We start from the raw sequence: 18,605 nt of genomic DNA on the forward strand, positions 1-18,605 counted from the left end.
CTGATGGGGATCAGTTGTGCGATCAAGAATAATAGGACTGCAACGGCCGCACTTCAAGGGAGCGGGCGGCCAGTGCCTGAATGGCCTGTGCCACCGCCACGCTGGCCGGGGCGGTCGTGAAATACGGGACCTTCTGCGACTGCGCCGACGCGCGGATCGATTCGGAGTCCTTCAGCGACTGCCAGCCTTCGGTCGTGTTGAAGATCATCGCGATCGCACCGTCGAAAATCTTGTCGACGATATGCGGACGGCCCTGCGCCACCTTGTTCACGCGTTCGACCGGCACGCCATGTTCGGCCAGATAATCGGCGGTGCCGGCGGTCGCGACGATCCTGAACCCCATCTCGACCAGCAACTGCACGCCGGGCAGGATCACCGGCTTGTCGCCCGACTTGACCGAGACGAACACCGTGCCACCGGTCGGCAGGACGATGCTCGCGCCCATCTGTGCCTTGGCAAACGCGGTCGCGAAATCGCTATCGATTCCCATGACTTCGCCGGTCGACTTCATTTCCGGTGACAGCACCGGATCGACACCGGGGAAGCGGCCCCATGGGAACACCGCTTCCTTGACCGCGACATGGTCGATGTGGCGGTCGATCATCGGCAGGTCGGCCAGCTTCTCGCCCGCCATCACCCGCGCCGCGATCTTGGCGACCGGCGTGCCGATCGCCTTGGCGACGAACGGCACCGTGCGGCTGGCGCGCGGATTGACCTCGATCAGATAGACCTTGCCGTCCTTGACCGCGAACTGGATGTTCATCAGCCCCTTGACGTTCAGTGCCTTGGCCAGCGCCACCGTCTGCCGCTCGATCTCGGCGATGACGTCGGCGGTCAGCGAATAAGGCGGCATCGAACACGCGCTGTCGCCCGAATGGACGCCCGCTTCCTCGATATGCTGCAACACGCCCGCGACGACGACATCGTCGCCATCGGCGATCGCATCGACATCCACCTCGATCGCGTCGCGCAGATACTGGTCGATCAGCACCGGCGAATCGCCCGACACCTGCACCGCCGTCTGGATATAATCGTCGAGCTGCCCCAGCGAATCGACGATCTCCATTGCGCGCCCGCCCAGCACATAGCTCGGCCGCATCAGCACCGGATAGCCGATCCGCTCGGCGATCACCGCCGCTTCGTCGCGGCTGCGCGCCAGACCATTGGCCGGCTGGAGCAGGCCAAGCGAGGTGACCAGATCGGCGAACCGCTCACGATCCTCGGCCAGATCGATCGAGTCCGGCGTGGTGCCGAGGATCGGGATACCGGCCGCTTCGAGTGCGCGGGCGAGGTTCAGCGGCGTCTGCCCGCCAAACTGCACGATCACCCCGACCAGTTCGCCCTGCGACGCTTCGACGTGCAGGATTTCCAGCACGTCCTCGGCGGTCAGCGGCTCGAAATACAGCCGGTCCGACGTGTCGTAATCGGTCGACACCGTTTCGGGATTGCAGTTGACCATGATGGTTTCATAGCCGGCGTCGCTCAACGCAAAGCAGGCATGGCAGCAGCAATAATCGAACTCGATCCCCTGCCCGATCCGGTTCGGACCGCCGCCGAGGATGACGATTTTCCGCGCGTCCGACGGCGCGCTTTCATCCTCCGGCTCGCCGAACGTCGGCGCTTCGTAGGTCGAATACATGTACGGCGTCTTCGCCTCGAACTCGGCCGCACAAGTATCGATCCGCTTGAAGACCGGCCGCACGCCCAGCTTGTGGCGATGCGCGCGCACTTCTTCCTCAGTCACGCCGCCAGTCATCATCTTGACGACCTCGTGGATCAGGCCCGAGCCACGCGCGATGCCACGCTCCATGCCGCGCAGATTGGCCGATTGCAGCGCCAGCCATGCCAGCCGCTTGTCGCTGAATCCCATCGACTTCAGCCGGCGCATCCCCGCGGCGTCCTGCGGCAGGCCGTTGGTGCAGACTTCGGTTTCCGCCGCGACGATTTCGGCAATGCGTTCGAGGAACCACGGATCGTACTTCGCGATGGCGTGGACTTCGGCGACGCTGAAGCCTTCGCGCAGCGCCTGTGCCGCGACCAGCAGCCGGTCGGGGGTCGCCACGGCCAGCGCCGCCTCGATTTCCGCACGCGGCGCACCGGCAAGGCGCTCGACGGTGTTGAAGCCCGACAGCCCGGTTTCCAGACCACGCAGTGCCTTCTGCATCGACTCATGAATATTACGGCCGATCGCCATGACCTCGCCGACCGACTTCATCGCGGTCGACAGCACCGCCTGCGACCCCTTGAACTTTTCGAAGGCGAAGCGCGGAATCTTGGTGACGACATAGTCGATCGTCGGTTCGAACGACGCCGGCGTGGCGCCGGTGATGTCGTTGGTGATCTCGTCGAGCGTATAGCCGACCGCCAGCTTCGCCGCGACCTTTGCGATCGGGAAGCCGGTCGCCTTCGACGCCAGTGCCGACGACCGCGACACGCGCGGGTTCATCTCGATGACGATCAGGCGGCCGTCCTTCGGATTGACCGCGAACTGTACGTTCGAACCGCCTGTTTCGACACCGATTTCTCGGAGTACCGCGATCGATGCATTGCGCATGATCTGATATTCCTTGTCGGTCAGCGTCAGCGCGGGGGCGACGGTAATCGAATCGCCGGTGTGGACGCCCATCGGATCGATATTCTCGATCGAACACACGATGATGGCATTGTCCGCGCGGTCGCGGACGACTTCCATCTCATATTCCTTCCACCCGAGCAGCGATTCCTCGATCAGCACCTCGGTGGTCGGCGACGCGTCGAGCCCTTCGCGAACGATCTTCAGAAATTCGTCACGGTTATAGGCGACGCCGCCGCCGGTCCCGCCCAGCGTGAAGGACGGGCGGATGATCGCCGGCAGCCCGACATGCTCGAGGCCCGCCAGCGCCTCGGCCTCACTGTGCGCGATATGGCTGCGCGCCGATTCGAGGCCGATCTTGTCCATCGCGACCTTGAACTTCTGACGGTCCTCGGCCTTGTCGATCGCCTCGGCATCGGCACCGATCATCGTCACGCCGAACTTTTCGAGCGTCCCGTCATTCGCCAGCGCCAGCGCGGTGTTCAGCGCGGTCTGCCCGCCCATCGTCGGCAGCACCGCATCGGGGCGCTCCTTCTCGATGATCTTGGCGACGACCGCCGGGGTGATCGGCTCGACATAGGTCGCGTCGGCCAGATCGGGATCGGTCATGATCGTGGCGGGATTGGAGTTGACGAGGACGATGCGATAGCCCTCCTCCTTCAACGCCTTGATCGCCTGCACGCCCGAATAATCGAACTCGCAGGCCTGACCGATGACGATCGGCCCGGCGCCGATGACGAGGATGGACGAAATGTCGGTGCGTTTTGGCATTATTGCCCCTTAACCGGCGGTATTCCGCCGTATAATCCAATGATAGCCGACCATTCCGGCCGGAAAGACGTCGCGATGAGCCGGCCCTGCTGGTCAGAAATCATCTTGATTTCAATCGCGACTTCTTCAGCGTCACGATGCTGGATGCGGACTGGCTCGATACCTGCCGAAGCGAGCATTGCGAGGACATCCTCAACATGCTGCGGCTTGATACGGAAGCGAACCAGATCGTCCATCAGTCGACCTTCATCATCCCCACGAACCGCTCGAACAGATAGAAGCTGTCCTGCGGCCCCGGCGACGCCTCGGGGTGATATTGCACGCTGAACGCCGGCTTGTCGGTCAGTTCCAGCCCGGCATTGCTGCCGTCGAACAGCGACACATGCGTTTCGCGGACATTGGCGGGCAACGTGTCGCGTTCGACCGCGAAGCCGTGGTTCATGCTGGTGATCTCGACCGATCCGTCGGACAGCCGCTTGACCGGATGGTTCGCACCGCGATGGCCCTGATGCATCTTGGTGGTGCTCGCCCCCACTGCCAGTCCGAGCAGTTGGTGCCCCAGACAGATGCCGAACAACGGCTTGCCTGTTTCCAACAGCTCGCGGATCACCGGCACGGCATATTCGCCGGTCGCGGCGGGATCGCCCGGCCCGTTCGACAGGAAGATGCCGTCGGGGCTTTCCGCCATAACCTGTGCAAACGTCGCCGTGGCGGGCAGCACGGTTACTTCAGCCCCGGCGTGAACAAGGTTGCGGAAGATATTGCGTTTGCTCCCATAATCGATCGCAACCACATGCGGGCGACGGGCCTGTCGCGTGACACCTTCGCCAACTTCCGGCGTCGCGGTCGTGCTGTCGTCATAACCCTTGCCCAGATGCCACGCACCCCCGGCCCAGCCATAATGGGTCTCGCACGACACGGTCTTGGCAAGGTCCATGCCCTCCAGCCCCGGCCACGCCTGCGCCTGTGCCAGCAGCACGGGAATATCGAACTCGCCGGTCGCCGAATGGGCGATGACGCCGTTCGGTGCGCCGCCCTGACGAATGCGGCGGGTCAGCGCGCGGGTGTCGATCCCGGCGAGGCCGATCCGGTTGTGCCGCGCCATCCACGCATCCAGATGCTCGTTCGACCGGAAATTCGACGGCTCGGTCACATCCTCGCGGACGATCATGCCCAGCGCGTGCGGGTCGTTCGCCTCGACGTCGTCGACATTGGTGCCGACATTGCCGATGTGCGGAAAGGTGAAGGTGATGATCTGCCCGGCAAAGGACGGATCGGTCATGATTTCCTGATACCCGGTCATCGCGGTGTGGAAGCACACCTCGCCCACCGCTGCGCCTTCGGCACCGAAGCCACGGCCCCACAGCACGTCGCCATTGGCAAGGACCAGAACACCCGTAGCTCCGTCGGGCATGGCGAATGGCTTGGCGTCGGCCATGATGGGCGGGCACTCCTGGGTAAATCTGATGATGTCGCTAAGCGGTGGCGGCTAGTCCCAACCCCGCCCCCCGTCAATCCTGTGATCGTCGGACGATTGCAGCTAAGGGTGATCGCTTACCCGAACGAACGACATTGGAACCCGCATGATTCGCGACACCATCAAGGACGCGCTGGTCACCGCCATGAAGGGCGGCGACAAGGAAGGCACGGCCACGATCCGCCTGATCCAGTCCTCGATCAAGAACCGCGATATCGAGGCGCGCACCGGCAAGGCCCCCGACAGCGACGACGCACTGGTCGTCGAAGTGTTGCAGAAAATGGTCAAGCAGCGCCGCGAATCGATCGAGATGTACGAAAAGGGCAATCGCCCCGAGCTGGCCGCCGCCGAGGCGCGCGAAGTGACCGTCATCGAACGCTTCCTCCCGCAACAGATGGACGAAGCACAGACGGCCGCCGCGATCGAGGCGATCAAGGCCGATCTGGGCGCGACGGGCATGAAGGACATGGGCCGGGTGATGGCCGAGCTGAAGTCGCGCCACGGCAGCGAGCTCGACATGAGCAAGGCCAGCGCGGCGGTGAAGGCGGCGCTGGGCTGACGCATAAGCGGTTGCCGACCCCGTTCCGTTCGGGGCATATGGTCCCATGACCCTTTCGCCCCAGTTCCTCGACGAGTTGCGCACCCGCACGACGCTGTCGGCGCTGGTCGGCAAGTCGGTGAAGCTCCAGCGGTCGGGCAATGAGCACAAGGCGTGCTGCCCGTTCCATACCGAGAAGACGCCGAGCTTCTGGGTCAATGACGACAAGGGCTTCTACCATTGCTTCGGCTGCGGCGCGCATGGCGATGCGATCCGCTGGATGACCGACCAGCGCGGGCTGCCCTTCATCGACGCGGTGAAGGAACTGGCCGCCGCCGCCGGCCTCGAAATGCCGGCGCAGGATGCACGCTCGGCCAAACAGGCGGAGCGCGCCAAGGGCCTGCACGACTTGATGGCCGACGCGCAGACCTGGTTCGCCGACCGGCTCGGCGACGAAGGCGGCATCGCCCGCGACGCGCTGGCCAAGCGCGGCATCAAGGCGGAAACGGCGCGCGCCTTCGGAATGGGCTTCGCACCCGATGCGCGCGGGCGGTTGAAGGCGGCACTGGCGTCGTACGGCGATCCGATGCTGGTCGAATCGGGGATGCTGATCTCGGTCGAGGGCAAGGAGCCCTATGACCGGTTCCGCGGACGGCTGATGATCCCGATCCGCGATGCACGCGGCCGGACGATGGCGTTCGGCGGGCGCATCCTTGGCGATGGCGAACCGAAATATCTGAACTCGCCCGAAACCCCGCTCTTCGACAAGGGGCGGACGCTCTACAATATCGACCGGGCACAGACGGCCGCGCGCAAGGCGAAGCGGGTCATTGCGGTCGAGGGCTATATGGACGTCATCGCGCTGGCGCAGGCCGGTTTCGATGAGGTCGTCGCCCCGCTCGGCACCGCGCTGACCGAGCATCAGCTCGAACGGCTGTGGCGGATGGCGGACGTGCCGATCCTGTGTTTCGACGGCGATGCGGCGGGGATCAAGGCGGCGCGCCGTGCGGCCGAACGCGCGCTGCCGCTCCTGCAACCGGGCAAGAGCATCTCGATCGTGACCATTCCCGACGGCATGGACCCCGACGATCTGGTCCGCGCGGAAGGGCCGCAGGCGTTCGAGGATCTGCTCGCGCGCCGCGAATCGCTGTCCGATTTCCTCTGGCGGCTGGAACTGGCGACATTGCCGCCCGGGGCCGGTCCCGACGAGCGGGCCGCGTTCGAGCATGAACTCGCGCGCCTTGCCGGCACGATCACCCACGAAGGCATTCGGCGGGAATATTTCCGCACCTTCAAGGACCAGTTCTTCGCGCTGTTCGGTGCCAAGGACCGGCGGCTGCGCATCGTCGCCAACGACATGGCGGCGGCGGCGGACGTCAAGGAAGTCGATCTGGTCTTCGCGTTCCAGCGGGCGGTGCTGATGGGGCTGATGCAGCATGTCGACGTGCTGACCCGCCACTGCGAGCTGATCGCGCAGCTGCCGATCAAGAACCAGCAGTTGCAGCGTTGGCGCAACCACCTGATCGACCTTGCCATCTATCGCAGCGACCTGAGCGAAAGCCTGCTGACCGACACGATCGCCGCCGACCGGCAGCTGGTCGACATGGCGCGGCGGAACAAGGAAACCGACCTCGCCTTCACCTTCTGGCTGCGCGACGCCGAGCGGGAAACGGCCGAGACCGACCTGTTGCGCGTGATCCAGATCCTGGTCGACGAACAGGCCTGTCGCCGCGCCGAAAATGCGGCTGCCGAACGGTGCCGTCAGGAAACGACCGAACGGACCTTCGCCGAGTATCAACAGGCCCGGTCCGACCATGCCGCCGTGCAGGCGCGCATCCGCAGCTGGATGGAGGAACTCGACGAGGCGGCTTGATCCCTCGCCTCCGTTTCCCATATCGCCGTCTTAGAATTGCCCGAAATCCACGATCGAACCGCCGGAATGCGCGCTCTTGGCTTGCAAAAGCCGCGGTGTCGGACGAAGACGACGGGTAAAATCGCGCTGGGCAGACGCGCTGCGTAAATTTCTGAGGGTTATTGATGGCCAAGGCGAATGGTGGCGGCGACGACACGATCGATACCGGCGACGCGCCGCTGATCGACCTGAACGAAGGGTCGATCAAGAAGCTGGTCGCCCGCGCGAAGAAGCGCGGCTACATCACCGTCGACCAGCTCAACGAAATGCTGCCGCAGGATCAGATGACCTCGGAGCAGATCGAGGACATCATGTCGGCGCTGAACGACATGGGCGTCAACGTCGTCGAAAATGAGGACGCGGGCGAGGACGGCGAAGGCGAGGAACGCGCCAAGCAGGAAGACGACGACGCCGACGACAGCGCCGCCGAACAGGACGAGGCGTCGGCTGCGTTCGAACCGGTCAAGAAAAAGGAAACCGTCGACCGTACCGACGATCCGGTACGGATGTACTTGCGCGAGATGGGCGCGGTCGAACTGCTCAGCCGCGAGGGCGAAATCGCCATCGCCAAGCGGATCGAGGCCGGTCGCGACACGATGATCTTCGGCCTTTGTGAATCGCCGATCACGTTCAACGCGATCATCGGCTGGTCGACGGCCCTCAACGAAGGCACGATGCAACTGCGCGAGATCCTCGATCTCGACGCCATGCTGTCGAAGGACCCTGCGCCGGAATCGCTGTCCGACGACGAGGACGCCGACGACAATGGCGAGATTTCGTCGAAGAACGCTGGTCCCAGCTTCAAGGAAGAGGAAGAGCCCGAGGAACCGTCGGTCGACGAAGACGAGGACGGTGAACGCCGTGCGCCCCGTCCGAGCGACGACGACGAGGAGGACAACACCCTCAGCCTCGCGCAGATGGAAGAACAGCTCAAGCCGCAGGCGCTGGAGAAGTTCGCCAACATCACCGCGATCTTCAAGAAATTCTCGAAGATGCAGTCGCAGCGTCTCGACGCGATGGCGACCGGCGATGGTCTGAGCAATGCCGAGGAGCGCAAGTATCAGAAGCTGCGCGAGGAGCTGACGGCCGAGGTCGAAAGCGTCCAGTTCCATCAGGCGAAGATCGAATATCTGGTCGATCAGCTATACGCCTATAACCGGCGCCTGACCGCGCTGGGCGGGCAGATGCTGCGTCTGGCCGAGCGTCACAAGGTGCCGCGCAAGGCGTTCCTCGACAGCTATGTCGATCACGAGCTGGACGAACAGTGGCTGACCTCGGTCGCGACGATCGACAAGAAGTGGAAGGCGTTCGTCGATAACGAAGGCGCTGCCGTTGATCGCATCCGCACCGAGATCGCCGAGATCGCGCAGCAGACCGGCATGGCGCTGGGCGAGTTCCGGCGCATCGTCAACATGGTCCAGAAGGGCGAGCGCGAGGCGCGGATCGCCAAGAAGGAAATGGTCGAGGCCAATCTGCGCCTCGTCATCTCGATCGCCAAGAAATACACCAATCGCGGCCTGCAATTCCTCGACCTGATCCAGGAGGGGAATATCGGGTTGATGAAGGCGGTCGATAAGTTCGAATATCGTCGCGGTTACAAGTTCAGCACCTATGCGACGTGGTGGATCCGGCAGGCGATCACCCGCTCGATCGCCGATCAGGCGCGGACGATCCGCATCCCGGTGCATATGATCGAGACGATCAACAAGCTGGTCCGCACCAGCCGCCAGTTCCTGCACGAACAGGGCCGCGAACCGACGCCGGAGGAAATGGCCGAACGGCTGTCGATGCCGCTCGAAAAGGTTCGCAAGGTGATGAAGATCGCCAAGGAGCCGATCAGCCTCGAAACGCCGATCGGCGACGAGGAAGATTCGCATCTCGGCGACTTCATCGAGGACAAGAACGCGATCATCCCGGTCGATGCCGCGATCCAGGCGAATTTGAAGGAAACGGTCACCCGCGTCCTTGCCAGCCTGACTCCGCGCGAAGAACGCGTGCTGCGCATGCGCTTCGGCATCGGCATGAACACCGACCACACGCTCGAAGAAGTCGGACAGCAGTTCAGCGTGACCCGCGAGCGTATTCGCCAGATCGAGGCGAAGGCGCTGCGTAAGCTGAAACATCCGAGCCGCAGCCGGAAAATGCGGTCCTTCCTCGACCAGTAGGTTTCTCTGCCCCGACGCTTCACCAGCGCCGGGGCGTTTCGTTTCGGCGGCAGACCGAAGCCCGAATAGCGGCGTTAAGCGCGGTTAAAGTGCTGGAAACCCTGTTCCTACGCGCTTGAGTTATCTCTTGCGGGCATACCATCGGTCGAGCGGGGATTACCCGGTCAGACGAAAATGGGGGCCGTCGGTGATAGTTGCGATTGCGAACGACACGAATGACAGCGGGGTAGCCGACAGGCTGGCGCAGATCGTTCATGCCGATGGAAGCGGCACACACGCCACACCGGAACGCTTGGCGCATGCCGGCGTCGCCGTGCGCGACATCGCCGATGCGCTGCATCAACTGTGTACGTTGCACGGACGCCATCCGGGCGTGGTCGATCTGGCAAGCAATGCCACCAACAACCCGGCGGCGGAAGACTGGCTGGCCCGTGCCGGTGCCGCGTTCGTCGAGGAACGCGCCTATCTGATCCGGGTCGCCGCCGCGGCGGGACCACCGCCGGGGACCCCCGGTCAGGCCGCGACGGAAGCGGCGCTGGCGACGCAACGCAATGCCATCGACCTGCTGTCGCGCTCGGTGCGACCCGGCTGCGCGCTGGGTGCAGCGATTGCGGTGACCCTCGACTGGCCGGTGATCCGCCGCCCTCTCGATGCCGCCGCCGAGCGGATGGGGATCGACATAATCCCCTGCACCCTGCCCTCGCCGGCGCAGACCCGGCAGCTGATCGCAGCGGTCGCCATGAACGCAGCGGTCGAACGCGCGATGACCTTCGGCATCCAGCAATTGCTGGCGCAGCATCGCGGCCTGTGGGACCTGATCGCCGCGCGCGCCGAAAGCCGCGGCTAGCGTTCGGCAGAATCTGTCCGTATCGCTTGGCCATGAGTCAGGAACAGGCGATGCGGTTCGAGGGAACCAGGGGCTATGTCGCGACCGACGACCTGAAGGTCGCGGTCAATGCCGCAGTGACGCTGCGCCGGCCGCTGCTGGTCAAGGGCGAACCGGGCACCGGCAAGACGGTATTGGCGCAGGAGATCGCCCGCGCGATCGGTGCCCCCCTGATCGAATGGAACGTCAAATCGACCACCCGCGCGCAGCAGGGCCTGTACGAATATGACGCGGTGGCGCGGCTGCGCGACGGACAATTGGGCGACCCCCGCGTCCACGACATCGCCAACTATATCCGCCACGGGAAATTATGGGAGGCGTTCGTCAGCCCGACCCTGCCGGTGCTGTTGATCGATGAGGTCGACAAGGCCGATATCGAATTCCCCAACGATCTGCTCCATGAACTCGATCGGATGGCGTTCGACGTGTATGAGACCGGCGAGCGGGTGACGGCGCGCGAGCGGCCGATCGTGGTCATCACGTCGAACAACGAGAAGGAGCTGCCCGACGCGTTCCTGCGCCGCTGCTTCTTCCACTATATCCGCTTTCCCGACCGCGCGACGATGCAGGCGATCATCGACGTACATTTCCCGGGCATCCAGACGTTGCTGGTCAACCGCGCGCTCGACCTGTTCTTCGCGGTGCGTGAGACGCCGGGGCTGAAGAAGAAACCGTCGACCAGCGAGCTGCTCGACTGGCTGAAGCTGCTGCTGCACGACGACATGCCGCTGGAGGTGCTGGCGTCGCACGATCCGGCCAAGGCGATCCCGCCGCTGCATGGCGCGCTGCTCAAGAACGAACAGGATGTGATGCTGTTCGAACGGCTGGCGTTTCTGCATCGGCGCAAGGGCGGCTGATCGCGTGAAGGGTTGCGTGGACTTTACGATCCGGTAACCATGTTCGCTCATCAATTGGCGACCATCGTTCGGCAGGATCGTCATCATGTTCGGTTCGCTTCTCCGGGGCACGCTGCTCCTCGCCTTTGCCGCTATCGTCAGCGTCCCGGTCGGCGCGCGTTCGCTGCTCGACTATGTCGGACAATGCGTTCCGTTTGCGCGGGCGGCGTCGGGCGTCGAAATCTATGGCGACGCGTGGACGTGGTGGGAGCAGGCGGACGGCCGCTATCCGCGCGGGCACAGGCCGAAGGTCGGTGCCGTTCTCGCCTTCGCCAAAACCGATCGCCTGCCGCTCGGCCATGTCCTCGTCATCAGCCACGTCGTCGAACCGCGCGTCGCTATGGTCACCCATGCGAACTGGTCGCGGATCAACGGGGTACGCGGCGGAGTCGAGCAGGACGTCACCGTATTCGACGTCTCGGCGAAGGGCGACTGGACGCGGGTGAAGGTATGGTATCGCGATACGCAGGGGCTGGGCGGTTCGGAATATCCGACGCACGGCTTCATCTACGGCCCCCGCCCCGCTGCCGAACTGGGCGGCAAGGCTCCCGATTATGTCGGGTCGCTGATCGACGCCTACGGCCGTTGAGCGCGCCGCGCCCGCCCGCCACCGTTCTTTAGGGACTGCCGCGATGACGACCGGGAAGCAGCGCGGCGTCTGGACGGCGGTCGTTCTCATCACCATTGCCGGCCTGATCCTGCGCATTCTCGCCGCGCGGGGCGGCTTGTGGCTCGACGAGGCATGGTCGGCGGTGACCGCGCAGGACGTGGGGACCCCCGCCGGGGTGTTCGTCGGGATTAATCACGACAACAACCACCATCTCAACAGCCTGTGGCTGCAATGGGTAGGTAGCGGTGCCCCGCCACTGCTGCAGCGCGCGCTGTCGATCGCCACCGGCAGCGCGACCATCCCGCTGGCCGCCACGATCGCGCTACGACGGGGGAAAGCGGCGGCGATCCTTGCCGCCATTACCTTCGCCGTTTCGCCGTTTCTGGTGACCTTCGGATCGGAAGCGCGCGGCTATGCGCCGATGCTGTTTGCCTGGGTCGCCGCGATCGGCGTGGCTGACCGCTGGCTTGCCGATCCTGCCGCCCGATCACCGGCGACCGCCATCGCGCTGGCTGCAATCTTCGGGTGCCTGTCACAGGCGACGATGGTCTTTGCCCTTGCAGCACTCGGTCCATGGGTTGCGATCCAGCGATGGCGCGCGGCGGGCTGGCGATCTGCGGTACGCGACACCGCCCGCCTGTTCGTCCCGGCCGCCATCGCGGTCATGCTGCTGATCGCCATCGCGTGGACGGCGGCCGCGACCAGCAAGGCCGGGTTTCAGTTCGGTGCGCGCGAACCGCATGACGACTGGAGAATGCTGCTCGGCCTCGAACAGTTGTGGACATGGAGTTGCGGGCTGTGGGTCATCGCCCCGGCAGTCGCCATCGCCGGCTGGTTCGTCCGCGACCGGTTCACCGGCCTCGTCCTGCTGACGGCAGTCGCGCTACCGTTGATGGTCGCGCTGCTCGCGCTGCCGAACAGCGGCGCGTCCCGTTACTATATCGTCGCCGTTCCGCCCTTGCTCCTGTCGGCCGCGTGCATCCTGCCCGTCCTGTGGGCGAGGCGGGGCGTCTGGCGTCTGCCTGTGCTGATTGCCGGCACGGTCTTCGTCTGGACTGCGGTCGAACGCGACGGAGCATTGGTGACCAATTTGCGGGGAGACCCCGGTCAGGCGATTTCGAAGCTGACCGAAGTGGCACCGGACGGCGCACGGGTCTCCGTCGCGCTGTCGCGTTCGACCGCGATCCTGATCGCCGCCGCACGGTCGCGCGGCTATCGACTGACCATCGACGACAGCCGCTGCGCGCCGTTTCGCTTTATCGAACGCGACGGCGGCAATCGCTTCCCCGATCCGCTCGTCCATTGCGGCCGGCAATTCGAGGAGATCGCGCGCGGCGACCCGAACGGCCTGTCGGGCAGCCACTGGCGCCTCTACGCCCGATCGCGCTAGAGCATGACCGGACCATGTTGGATCATCGGCACGGCGGTGATTTCGGCGTGCGGCAAGGCGCGAGGAGGGAGCGATGCCGAAGCATCGTAACCGACGAGCAACGCAGCATCACGTCGACAGCAGCCCGCCGCGCAGCGGTCGCCCGCAGGGCGATGACGGTGGTTCAACATGGTCCGGTCATGCTCTAAGACATCGGCCATGTTCCATTCGTTCGTCGAGGCGCTGCGCACCGCCGGCATCGCGGTCAGCATCCGCGAGCATCTGGTCCTGCTCGAAGCGATCGAGCGTGGCGTGATCGACCGGACGCTGGACAGCTTCTATCATTTAGCCCGTACGACCTTCGTCAAGGACGAGAGCCTGATCGACCGGTTCGACCGGGTGTTCGGACATGCCTTTGCCGGCATCGACGGCACGGCGGGCGTCGATCCGGTCTCCATGCCCGACGAATGGCTGCGTCGCATCGCCGAACGCTATCTCTCACCCGACGACATGGCGAAGGTCGCGGCGACGGGCGATTGGGACGCACTCATGGACCGGTTGCGGCAACGGCTGGCCGACCAGCACGAACGGCATGAAGGCGGATCGAAATGGATCGGTACCGGCGGCACCAGTCCGTTCGGCCATGGCGGCTATAATCCCGAAGGCGTCCGGATCGGCGGAGAGAGCCGCCATCGCCGCGCGGTCAAGGTCTGGGAACAGCGCGAGTTTCGCAACCTCGACAACCAGCGCGAACTCGGCACCCGCAACCTGAAGGTCGCGCTTCGTCGCCTGCGACGCTTCGCCCGCGAAGGGGCCGCCGACGAACTCGATCTCGACGCGACGATCGCGGGAACGGCGCGACGCGGCTTTCTCGACGTTGCGATGCGGCCGGAACGGCGCAATGCCGTCAAGCTGCTGCTGTTCCTCGATGTCGGTGGATCGATGGACCCGTTCGTCGAGCAGGTCGAGGAGCTGTTCTCCGCCGCCACTGCCGAATTCCGGCATCTCGACTTCTTCTATTTCCACAACTGCATTTACGAAGGCGTCTGGCGCGACAACCGCCGTCGCTGGACCGAACGGACCCCGACCGCCGACCTGCTGCGGACCTATGGTCCGGACTACCGCCTTGTCGTGGTCGCCGACGCGGCGATGAGCCCCTACGAGATCCTTCAGCCCGGCGGATCGGTCGAACATGCCAACGCCGAAGCCGGCGCGGTCTGGCTGCAACGCCTGACCGCCCAGTGGCGATCGGCGGCGTGGATCAATCCCGCGCCGCCGGACCATTGGCAATGGTCGCACTCGACGCAGTTGATCCGCGACCTGTTCGCCGATCGGATGTACCCGCTGACCCTCGACGGGCTCGACGCCGCCATGCGCGAATTATCGCGCCGGCGATAAGCGTGAGATGCTGTTTGAAAACGCGCCGAAGCGCGTTTCCAAACGAACTCCCAGGACCGATCGACAGTCAGGTGTCAGGCCAGCAAACTGCTCCCCTCCCTGACAAGGGAGGGGCTGGGGGTGGGTAGGTTTGGGGCTGGCGGTACGCTCCCTCGCGGGCCAACCCACCCCCGACCCCTCCCTTGTCAGGGAGCGGAGAAGTTGAAACCTTACCGAATGTCGATCGGCCCTAGGCAGGATCGACATTCGGTTCGCTGGGCGCAGGAATAGCGCTCCATTCCCTCTCGTCACTCCCGCGCAGGCGGGAGTCCATATACGCCAGCGTCGCGGATAGAGCCCAACCGTCGGCGTCTATGGATTCCCGCCTGCGCGGGAATGACGAAATTCCGTGGTTATCGCTGAATGTCGACCGGCCTTAAAGATCGTCGATCGCCTCGTGCAGCTTCGCCAGCACGACCGTATCGCCGGCCGGAGCCGCCGCAGCCGCCGCCGACAGCCCCATCAGGTCGACCGCGCCGAAGCTCGCCGCCAGTCCCTTCAGCCGGAGTGCCGCCGGCTGCCACCCTTCGGCATCGGCGGCATCCAACGCGCTGAGCGCCTTCTTCGCGCTTTCGGTAAAGGCACGGCGAAGCTCCGCGATCAGTTGGGGTTCGTCGCCCAACGCCGCCGCCAGCGCCGCATCGATTGCTCCGGGATCATAGACCATGGGTTAAGAATACGCCCCAAAAGGTTAAAAGAAGGTTACCGGGCCACCGGTTCGACCGCTCTGTCGTTCGGATGACGACCATGATAGACGGTCAGTTATGAATGGGGGTTCGATCACGGAGCTGCAACAGCACCACCAGCATTCCGACGGCGAACATGTCGCGCAGGACGAGGCGCAACACTGGTTGGCGGAGGCTGTCCCCGAACCCGAACCGATCCGGCGCAACTGGATCGGACCGACGCTTGCCGGCATCGCGGTGCTCGGCTGGACCGGCGGGATGCTGGCATGGAGCGCGCCGTCGCTGCCGGCGCTGGGGCCGATCGGGCTGGTATCGTTCATTGCCGCGCTGTGCGTGCCGCCGATGCTGCTCGGCGTCGGCTGGCTGCTGCTTCGTCGGAACAGCCGGGCGGAGGCACGGCGGTTCGCCGCCACCGCGCAGGCGATGCGGGCCGAGGCACAAGCCTTGGAGGTCGTGATCGCCCGCGTTCGACAGAGTTTATCGGAATCGCGCAGGGAACTGGCCGAACAGACGCAATCGCTGCTGACGCTGGGCGACAGTGCGACCGATCGGCTGCGCGGCGTCAGTGCCGGGATGGGCGAACAGGTCGAGGCGATCGGCACGACCGCCGGCCGGCTCGATCGGGTGGCCGATGCCACGCAACAGCGGCTGGCAACGGTGCTGTCCTCCCTGCCCCGCGCCCGTGCCGAAGCCGCGGAAATGGCCGCGCTGGTCGAGGCGACCGGGCTGTCCGCGAGCGAACGGGTCGCGGCGCTCGACGCGCAACTGGTCGTCGTCGCGCAACGCTCGCGTGAGGCCGATCAACTGGCCGGGGGCGCGGCGCAGCGGCTGGCGGCACATATGAACCGGATGGAAGCGACCAGCGAAAGTGCCGGCGTCCGCCTCGAATCGGTCATCGCCACCATGTCCGAAGCGATCGACGCGGTGCTCGAACGCGCTGCCGCCGCCATCGACGAATCGCGCAAGGCAATCACCGCGCAGGGCGATGCGACGATCGCGATGATCGAGGCGAATGGATCGGCGATCGAACGCGCCGGACGCGAGGGTGCCGAACTGCTCGCCGATCGTGTCGGCAGGATCGACGCCGCCATCCACCTGCTCGCCGAACGGCTAGACGATCGGCGTCGCGATGGCGAGGCGCTGTTGTCCCTGCTGAACGACGGGCTGGCCGGGGTCGATGATCGCTTCGAACGCTTGCGCGTGACCGGGGTCGAACGGACCCAGGCGGTGGCCGGATCGGTCGCTGCCCTGACACAGGTGGCCGATGCCCTTGCCGACGCGCTGGCCAATGGCGACGGTACCGCCCGGCGCGTGATCGCCAGTGCCGAGGAAGTCCTGACCGCACTCGACGCGGCGGCGCGCGAGATGGACGAAACGCTGCCGGGTGCGCTCGACCGGCTCGACAGTCGCATCGCTGCCAGTCGCGCCGTCGTCGCCCAGTCCAAGCCCGAACTGCTCGCGCTGGTCACCGCCGCCGAGAGCACCCATGACGCGATCGAGGCGATTGCCGGGGTCGTGGCGATGCAGCGCGACACGCTGTCGACGGTGCAGCAATCGCTGCTCGACACGCTCGACCGTGGTGCCGACCGGATCGAGAATGTCCGCACCATCGTCGACGAGACCATTGCGACGACGATTCACTTCGCCGAAGACGCCGCGCCGCGCCTGACCGAAGCGATGCTCCGCATTCGCGATACCGCCGAAGCGGCGAGCGAACAGGCGCGCGAGACGCTGGCGAAGGTCCTGCCTGATGCTGCCCGCGATCTGGAAGTACAGGGTGCGCGCGCGCTCGCCAACGCGGTCGACAGCGCGGTGACGGGACAGGTCGCGGAATTGTCCGCCATCGCCAATCACGCCGTCGCCTCGGCGATCGAGGCATCGGAACGGCTGTCGCGGCAGATGCTCGACATCGTCGACAACAGTAAACAATTTGACGAACGCATGGCCACGGCCCGCGCCGAACAAGAAACCGCCAACAGCGACCAATTTTCGCGCCGCGTTTCGCTGTTGATCGAGGCGATGAACTCGGCCGCGATCGACATCGCACGGTCGCTGTCGACCGATGTCTCCGATACGGCGTGGGCCGCTTATCTGAAGGGTGATCGCGGCGTCTTCACCCGGCGTGCGGTGCGGCTGGTCGACGGGACGCAGGCACGCGAGATCGCCGCCTTGTACGACGCCGATCCCGGCTTCCGCGATCAGGTGAACCGCTACATTCACGATTTCGAGGCAATGCTGCGACAGATCCTCGGCCTGCGCGACGGATCGCCGATGGGTGTGACCCTGTTGTCGTCGGACATGGGCAAACTGTACGTCGTGCTGGCGCAGGCGATCGAGCGGTTGCGAAACTAACGGGTTTTGCGGGGGACGTGATGGCACGCCGAACGCGAAAGACCTCGCTCCGCCCGCCCTTTCTGAAGCGCGTCTGGCTGCCCGAGGATGCGCTGGCGGCACAGGACCAGAGCGCCTATCCCTTCTCGCTGCCGATCATGTTCGACGGCGGCTTCGAGATTGTTTGAAAATTCGCGGTATAGCGAGTTTCGCAGGCGCTGCCTTCTCAAACGGACTCTTCGATCTGACGTTCGAAAAGCAGATCACCATTCTCGTCGACGAGATGGGTTCGGGAAAGTCGACGCTGCTCGAAGCGATCGCGACGATGGCCGGTTTTGGCGAAGGCGGCGGTGCGCAGGGCACGGCGAAGGCTGCCTCCATTTCTTCGAGGAACGATTGTGCGAAGGGGGACTGTTCCTTCTCGACGAACCGGACTCGGGATGGTCCCCGACCAGGCAGTTCGATTTCCTGAAGCTACTTCGCGCCCTGCAACGGGCACCTGTCAGGTCATCATGGCGACTCAATCGCCGATCCTGATGGCGCTGCCCGACGCCGATCCATGGCAGGTCGAGCACTTCGGCCTGCGCCCGACGACGCTGGAGGAAACTAGCCATTTTCGCCTGTATCGGGAGTTCACTCGCGACCCGCACGCACGACCTGGTCGAAACCATGATCGATTGAACGTTGCCTAATTATAGAAATTCAGCATGTCGGCGGTCACCCAGCCATAGACGTAGTTGAGGTAGAAGCCGCCGAACAGCACTGCGGATACCAACGTCGTCCGCCACGCCATCTGCACAAAGCGGAACCCCGATGGTGCGCTGTCGGCCTGTCCCGGCACCGGGGGTTCGCCCGCTTCCTGCGTCGTGCGAACCCCGAACGGCAACACCAGAAACATCGCCAGCACCCAGAACAGCAGGTAGATGGCGAGTGCCGATTGCCACGTCATGCGCCG

17 protein-coding genes are annotated in these 18,605 nt (G+C 64.8%); 12 read left to right on the plus strand and 5 right to left on the minus strand.

What is annotated here, in order from left to right; all coding sequences use genetic code 11:
* Positions 1-22: 22 nt before the first annotated feature.
* From carB to carA, 3 genes are read right to left on the minus strand one after another with little or no spacing between them, the layout of a single operon-like run.
* Entirely contained in the window at positions 23-3,343 is a 3,321-nt protein-coding gene (carB, locus tag ASE50_RS11980) for a carbamoyl-phosphate synthase large subunit (RefSeq protein ID WP_056400578.1), read from the minus strand.
* The gene (locus tag ASE50_RS11985) at positions 3,343-3,579 is read right to left on the minus strand and encodes a hypothetical protein (RefSeq protein WP_056400584.1); all 237 of its coding nucleotides are present in this window, start codon (positions 3,577-3,579) and stop codon (positions 3,343-3,345) included. The genes carB and ASE50_RS11985 overlap by 1 nt, the downstream gene beginning before the upstream one ends.
* Entirely contained in the window at positions 3,579-4,781 is a 1,203-nt protein-coding gene (carA, locus tag ASE50_RS11990) for a glutamine-hydrolyzing carbamoyl-phosphate synthase small subunit (protein ID WP_056400587.1), read from the minus strand. The genes ASE50_RS11985 and carA overlap by 1 nt, the downstream gene beginning before the upstream one ends.
* Positions 4,782-4,926: 145 nt before the next feature.
* On the opposite strand from carA, the gene ASE50_RS11995 reads away from it, so the two are divergent.
* The 8 genes from ASE50_RS11995 (at position 4,927) to ASE50_RS12030 (ending at position 14,594) form a co-directional block, all read left to right on the plus strand.
* Positions 4,927-5,379: a GatB/YqeY domain-containing protein gene (locus tag ASE50_RS11995; RefSeq protein WP_056400590.1), complete on the plus strand. Its 453-nt coding sequence runs from the start codon at positions 4,927-4,929 to the stop codon at positions 5,377-5,379.
* 46 nt (positions 5,380-5,425) lie between these two features.
* A complete protein-coding gene (gene dnaG / locus ASE50_RS12000) occupies positions 5,426-7,231 on the plus strand; it encodes a DNA primase (RefSeq protein WP_056400594.1) in 1,806 nt (601 codons plus the stop codon).
* Between the two features lie 164 nt (positions 7,232-7,395).
* Complete coding sequence (rpoD, locus tag ASE50_RS12005) at positions 7,396-9,435, plus strand: RNA polymerase sigma factor RpoD (RefSeq protein WP_056004133.1); 2,040 nt, start codon at positions 7,396-7,398, stop codon at positions 9,433-9,435.
* Positions 9,436-9,622: 187 nt separating this feature from the next.
* The gene (locus ASE50_RS12010; protein WP_235512318.1) at positions 9,623-10,282 is read left to right on the plus strand and encodes a DUF6975 family protein; all 660 of its coding nucleotides are present in this window, start codon (positions 9,623-9,625) and stop codon (positions 10,280-10,282) included.
* Positions 10,283-10,332: 50 nt separating this feature from the next.
* Positions 10,333-11,178, plus strand: a complete 846-nt coding sequence (locus tag ASE50_RS12015; protein WP_056400854.1) for an AAA family ATPase — start codon at positions 10,333-10,335, stop codon at positions 11,176-11,178.
* A gap of 85 nt (positions 11,179-11,263) precedes the next feature.
* Complete coding sequence (locus ASE50_RS12020; protein ID WP_056400598.1) at positions 11,264-11,806, plus strand: CHAP domain-containing protein; 543 nt, start codon at positions 11,264-11,266, stop codon at positions 11,804-11,806.
* A 43-nt stretch (positions 11,807-11,849) separates the two neighbouring features.
* Positions 11,850-13,217 (plus strand): hypothetical protein, encoded by a 1,368-nt coding sequence (locus ASE50_RS12025; protein ID WP_056400601.1) that lies wholly within the window; start codon positions 11,850-11,852, stop codon positions 13,215-13,217.
* A 198-nt stretch (positions 13,218-13,415) separates the two neighbouring features.
* Positions 13,416-14,594, plus strand: a complete 1,179-nt coding sequence (locus ASE50_RS12030) for a vWA domain-containing protein (protein WP_056400605.1) — start codon at positions 13,416-13,418, stop codon at positions 14,592-14,594.
* 415 nt (positions 14,595-15,009) lie between these two features.
* Here the strand turns inward: ASE50_RS12030 and ASE50_RS12035 are convergent, their stop codons facing one another.
* Entirely contained in the window at positions 15,010-15,300 is a 291-nt protein-coding gene (locus ASE50_RS12035; RefSeq protein ID WP_056400608.1) for a hypothetical protein, read from the minus strand.
* 97 nt (positions 15,301-15,397) lie between these two features.
* Between ASE50_RS12035 and ASE50_RS12040 the strand changes: the two genes are divergently transcribed.
* The 4 genes from ASE50_RS12040 to ASE50_RS19245 are packed head-to-tail and all read left to right on the plus strand — an operon-like array spanning position 15,398 to position 18,342.
* On the plus strand, positions 15,398-17,671 hold the full coding sequence (locus ASE50_RS12040; protein ID WP_056400611.1) for a hypothetical protein: 2,274 nt from the start codon (positions 15,398-15,400) through the stop codon (positions 17,669-17,671).
* Positions 17,672-17,691: 20 nt separating this feature from the next.
* A complete protein-coding gene (locus ASE50_RS19235; protein WP_200909527.1) occupies positions 17,692-17,838 on the plus strand; it encodes a hypothetical protein in 147 nt (48 codons plus the stop codon).
* Positions 17,835-18,122, plus strand: coding sequence for an ATP-binding protein (locus ASE50_RS19240; RefSeq protein ID WP_056400616.1), 288 nt, complete (start codon positions 17,835-17,837; stop codon positions 18,120-18,122). The genes ASE50_RS19235 and ASE50_RS19240 overlap by 4 nt, the downstream gene beginning before the upstream one ends.
* Positions 18,123-18,162: 40 nt before the next feature.
* Positions 18,163-18,342, plus strand: a complete 180-nt coding sequence (locus tag ASE50_RS19245; protein WP_200909528.1) for a hypothetical protein — start codon at positions 18,163-18,165, stop codon at positions 18,340-18,342.
* Here the strand turns inward: ASE50_RS19245 and ASE50_RS12050 are convergent.
* On the minus strand, positions 18,339-18,599 hold the full coding sequence (locus ASE50_RS12050; protein WP_056400618.1) for a DUF1467 family protein: 261 nt from the start codon (positions 18,597-18,599) through the stop codon (positions 18,339-18,341). The genes ASE50_RS19245 and ASE50_RS12050 overlap by 4 nt on opposite strands.
* Positions 18,600-18,605 lie beyond the last annotated feature (6 nt).

Source organism: Sphingomonas sp. Leaf5 (assembly GCF_001421155.1).
Taxonomy (GTDB): Bacteria; Pseudomonadota; Alphaproteobacteria; order Sphingomonadales; family Sphingomonadaceae; genus Sphingomonas.

Bases quoted from the DNA above. Each gene is read 5' to 3' on its own strand.
- ASE50_RS11995 (WP_056400590.1), top strand. From the start codon at position 4,927: ATGATTCGCGACACCATCAAGGACGCGCTGGTCACCGCCATGAAGGGC.
- ASE50_RS12050 (WP_056400618.1), bottom strand. From the start codon at position 18,599: ATGACGTGGCAATCGGCACTCGCCATCTACCTGCTGTTCTGGGTGCTG.
- ASE50_RS12025 (WP_056400601.1), top strand. From the start codon at position 11,850: ATGACGACCGGGAAGCAGCGCGGCGTCTGGACGGCGGTCGTTCTCATC.
- rpoD (WP_056004133.1), top strand. From the start codon at position 7,396: ATGGCCAAGGCGAATGGTGGCGGCGACGACACGATCGATACCGGCGAC.
- ASE50_RS19235 (WP_200909527.1), top strand. From the start codon at position 17,692: ATGGCACGCCGAACGCGAAAGACCTCGCTCCGCCCGCCCTTTCTGAAG.
- ASE50_RS12035 (WP_056400608.1), bottom strand. From the start codon at position 15,300: ATGGTCTATGATCCCGGAGCAATCGATGCGGCGCTGGCGGCGGCGTTG.
- carA (WP_056400587.1), bottom strand. From the start codon at position 4,781: ATGGCCGACGCCAAGCCATTCGCCATGCCCGACGGAGCTACGGGTGTT.
- ASE50_RS11985 (WP_056400584.1), bottom strand. From the start codon at position 3,579: ATGGACGATCTGGTTCGCTTCCGTATCAAGCCGCAGCATGTTGAGGAT.
- ASE50_RS12030 (WP_056400605.1), top strand. From the start codon at position 13,416: ATGTTCCATTCGTTCGTCGAGGCGCTGCGCACCGCCGGCATCGCGGTC.
- carB (WP_056400578.1), bottom strand. From the start codon at position 3,343: ATGCCAAAACGCACCGACATTTCGTCCATCCTCGTCATCGGCGCCGGG.
- ASE50_RS12020 (WP_056400598.1), top strand. From the start codon at position 11,264: ATGTTCGGTTCGCTTCTCCGGGGCACGCTGCTCCTCGCCTTTGCCGCT.
- ASE50_RS12040 (WP_056400611.1), top strand. From the start codon at position 15,398: ATGAATGGGGGTTCGATCACGGAGCTGCAACAGCACCACCAGCATTCC.
- ASE50_RS19245 (WP_200909528.1), top strand. From the start codon at position 18,163: ATGGCGACTCAATCGCCGATCCTGATGGCGCTGCCCGACGCCGATCCA.
- dnaG (WP_056400594.1), top strand. From the start codon at position 5,426: ATGACCCTTTCGCCCCAGTTCCTCGACGAGTTGCGCACCCGCACGACG.
- ASE50_RS12015 (WP_056400854.1), top strand. From the start codon at position 10,333: ATGCGGTTCGAGGGAACCAGGGGCTATGTCGCGACCGACGACCTGAAG.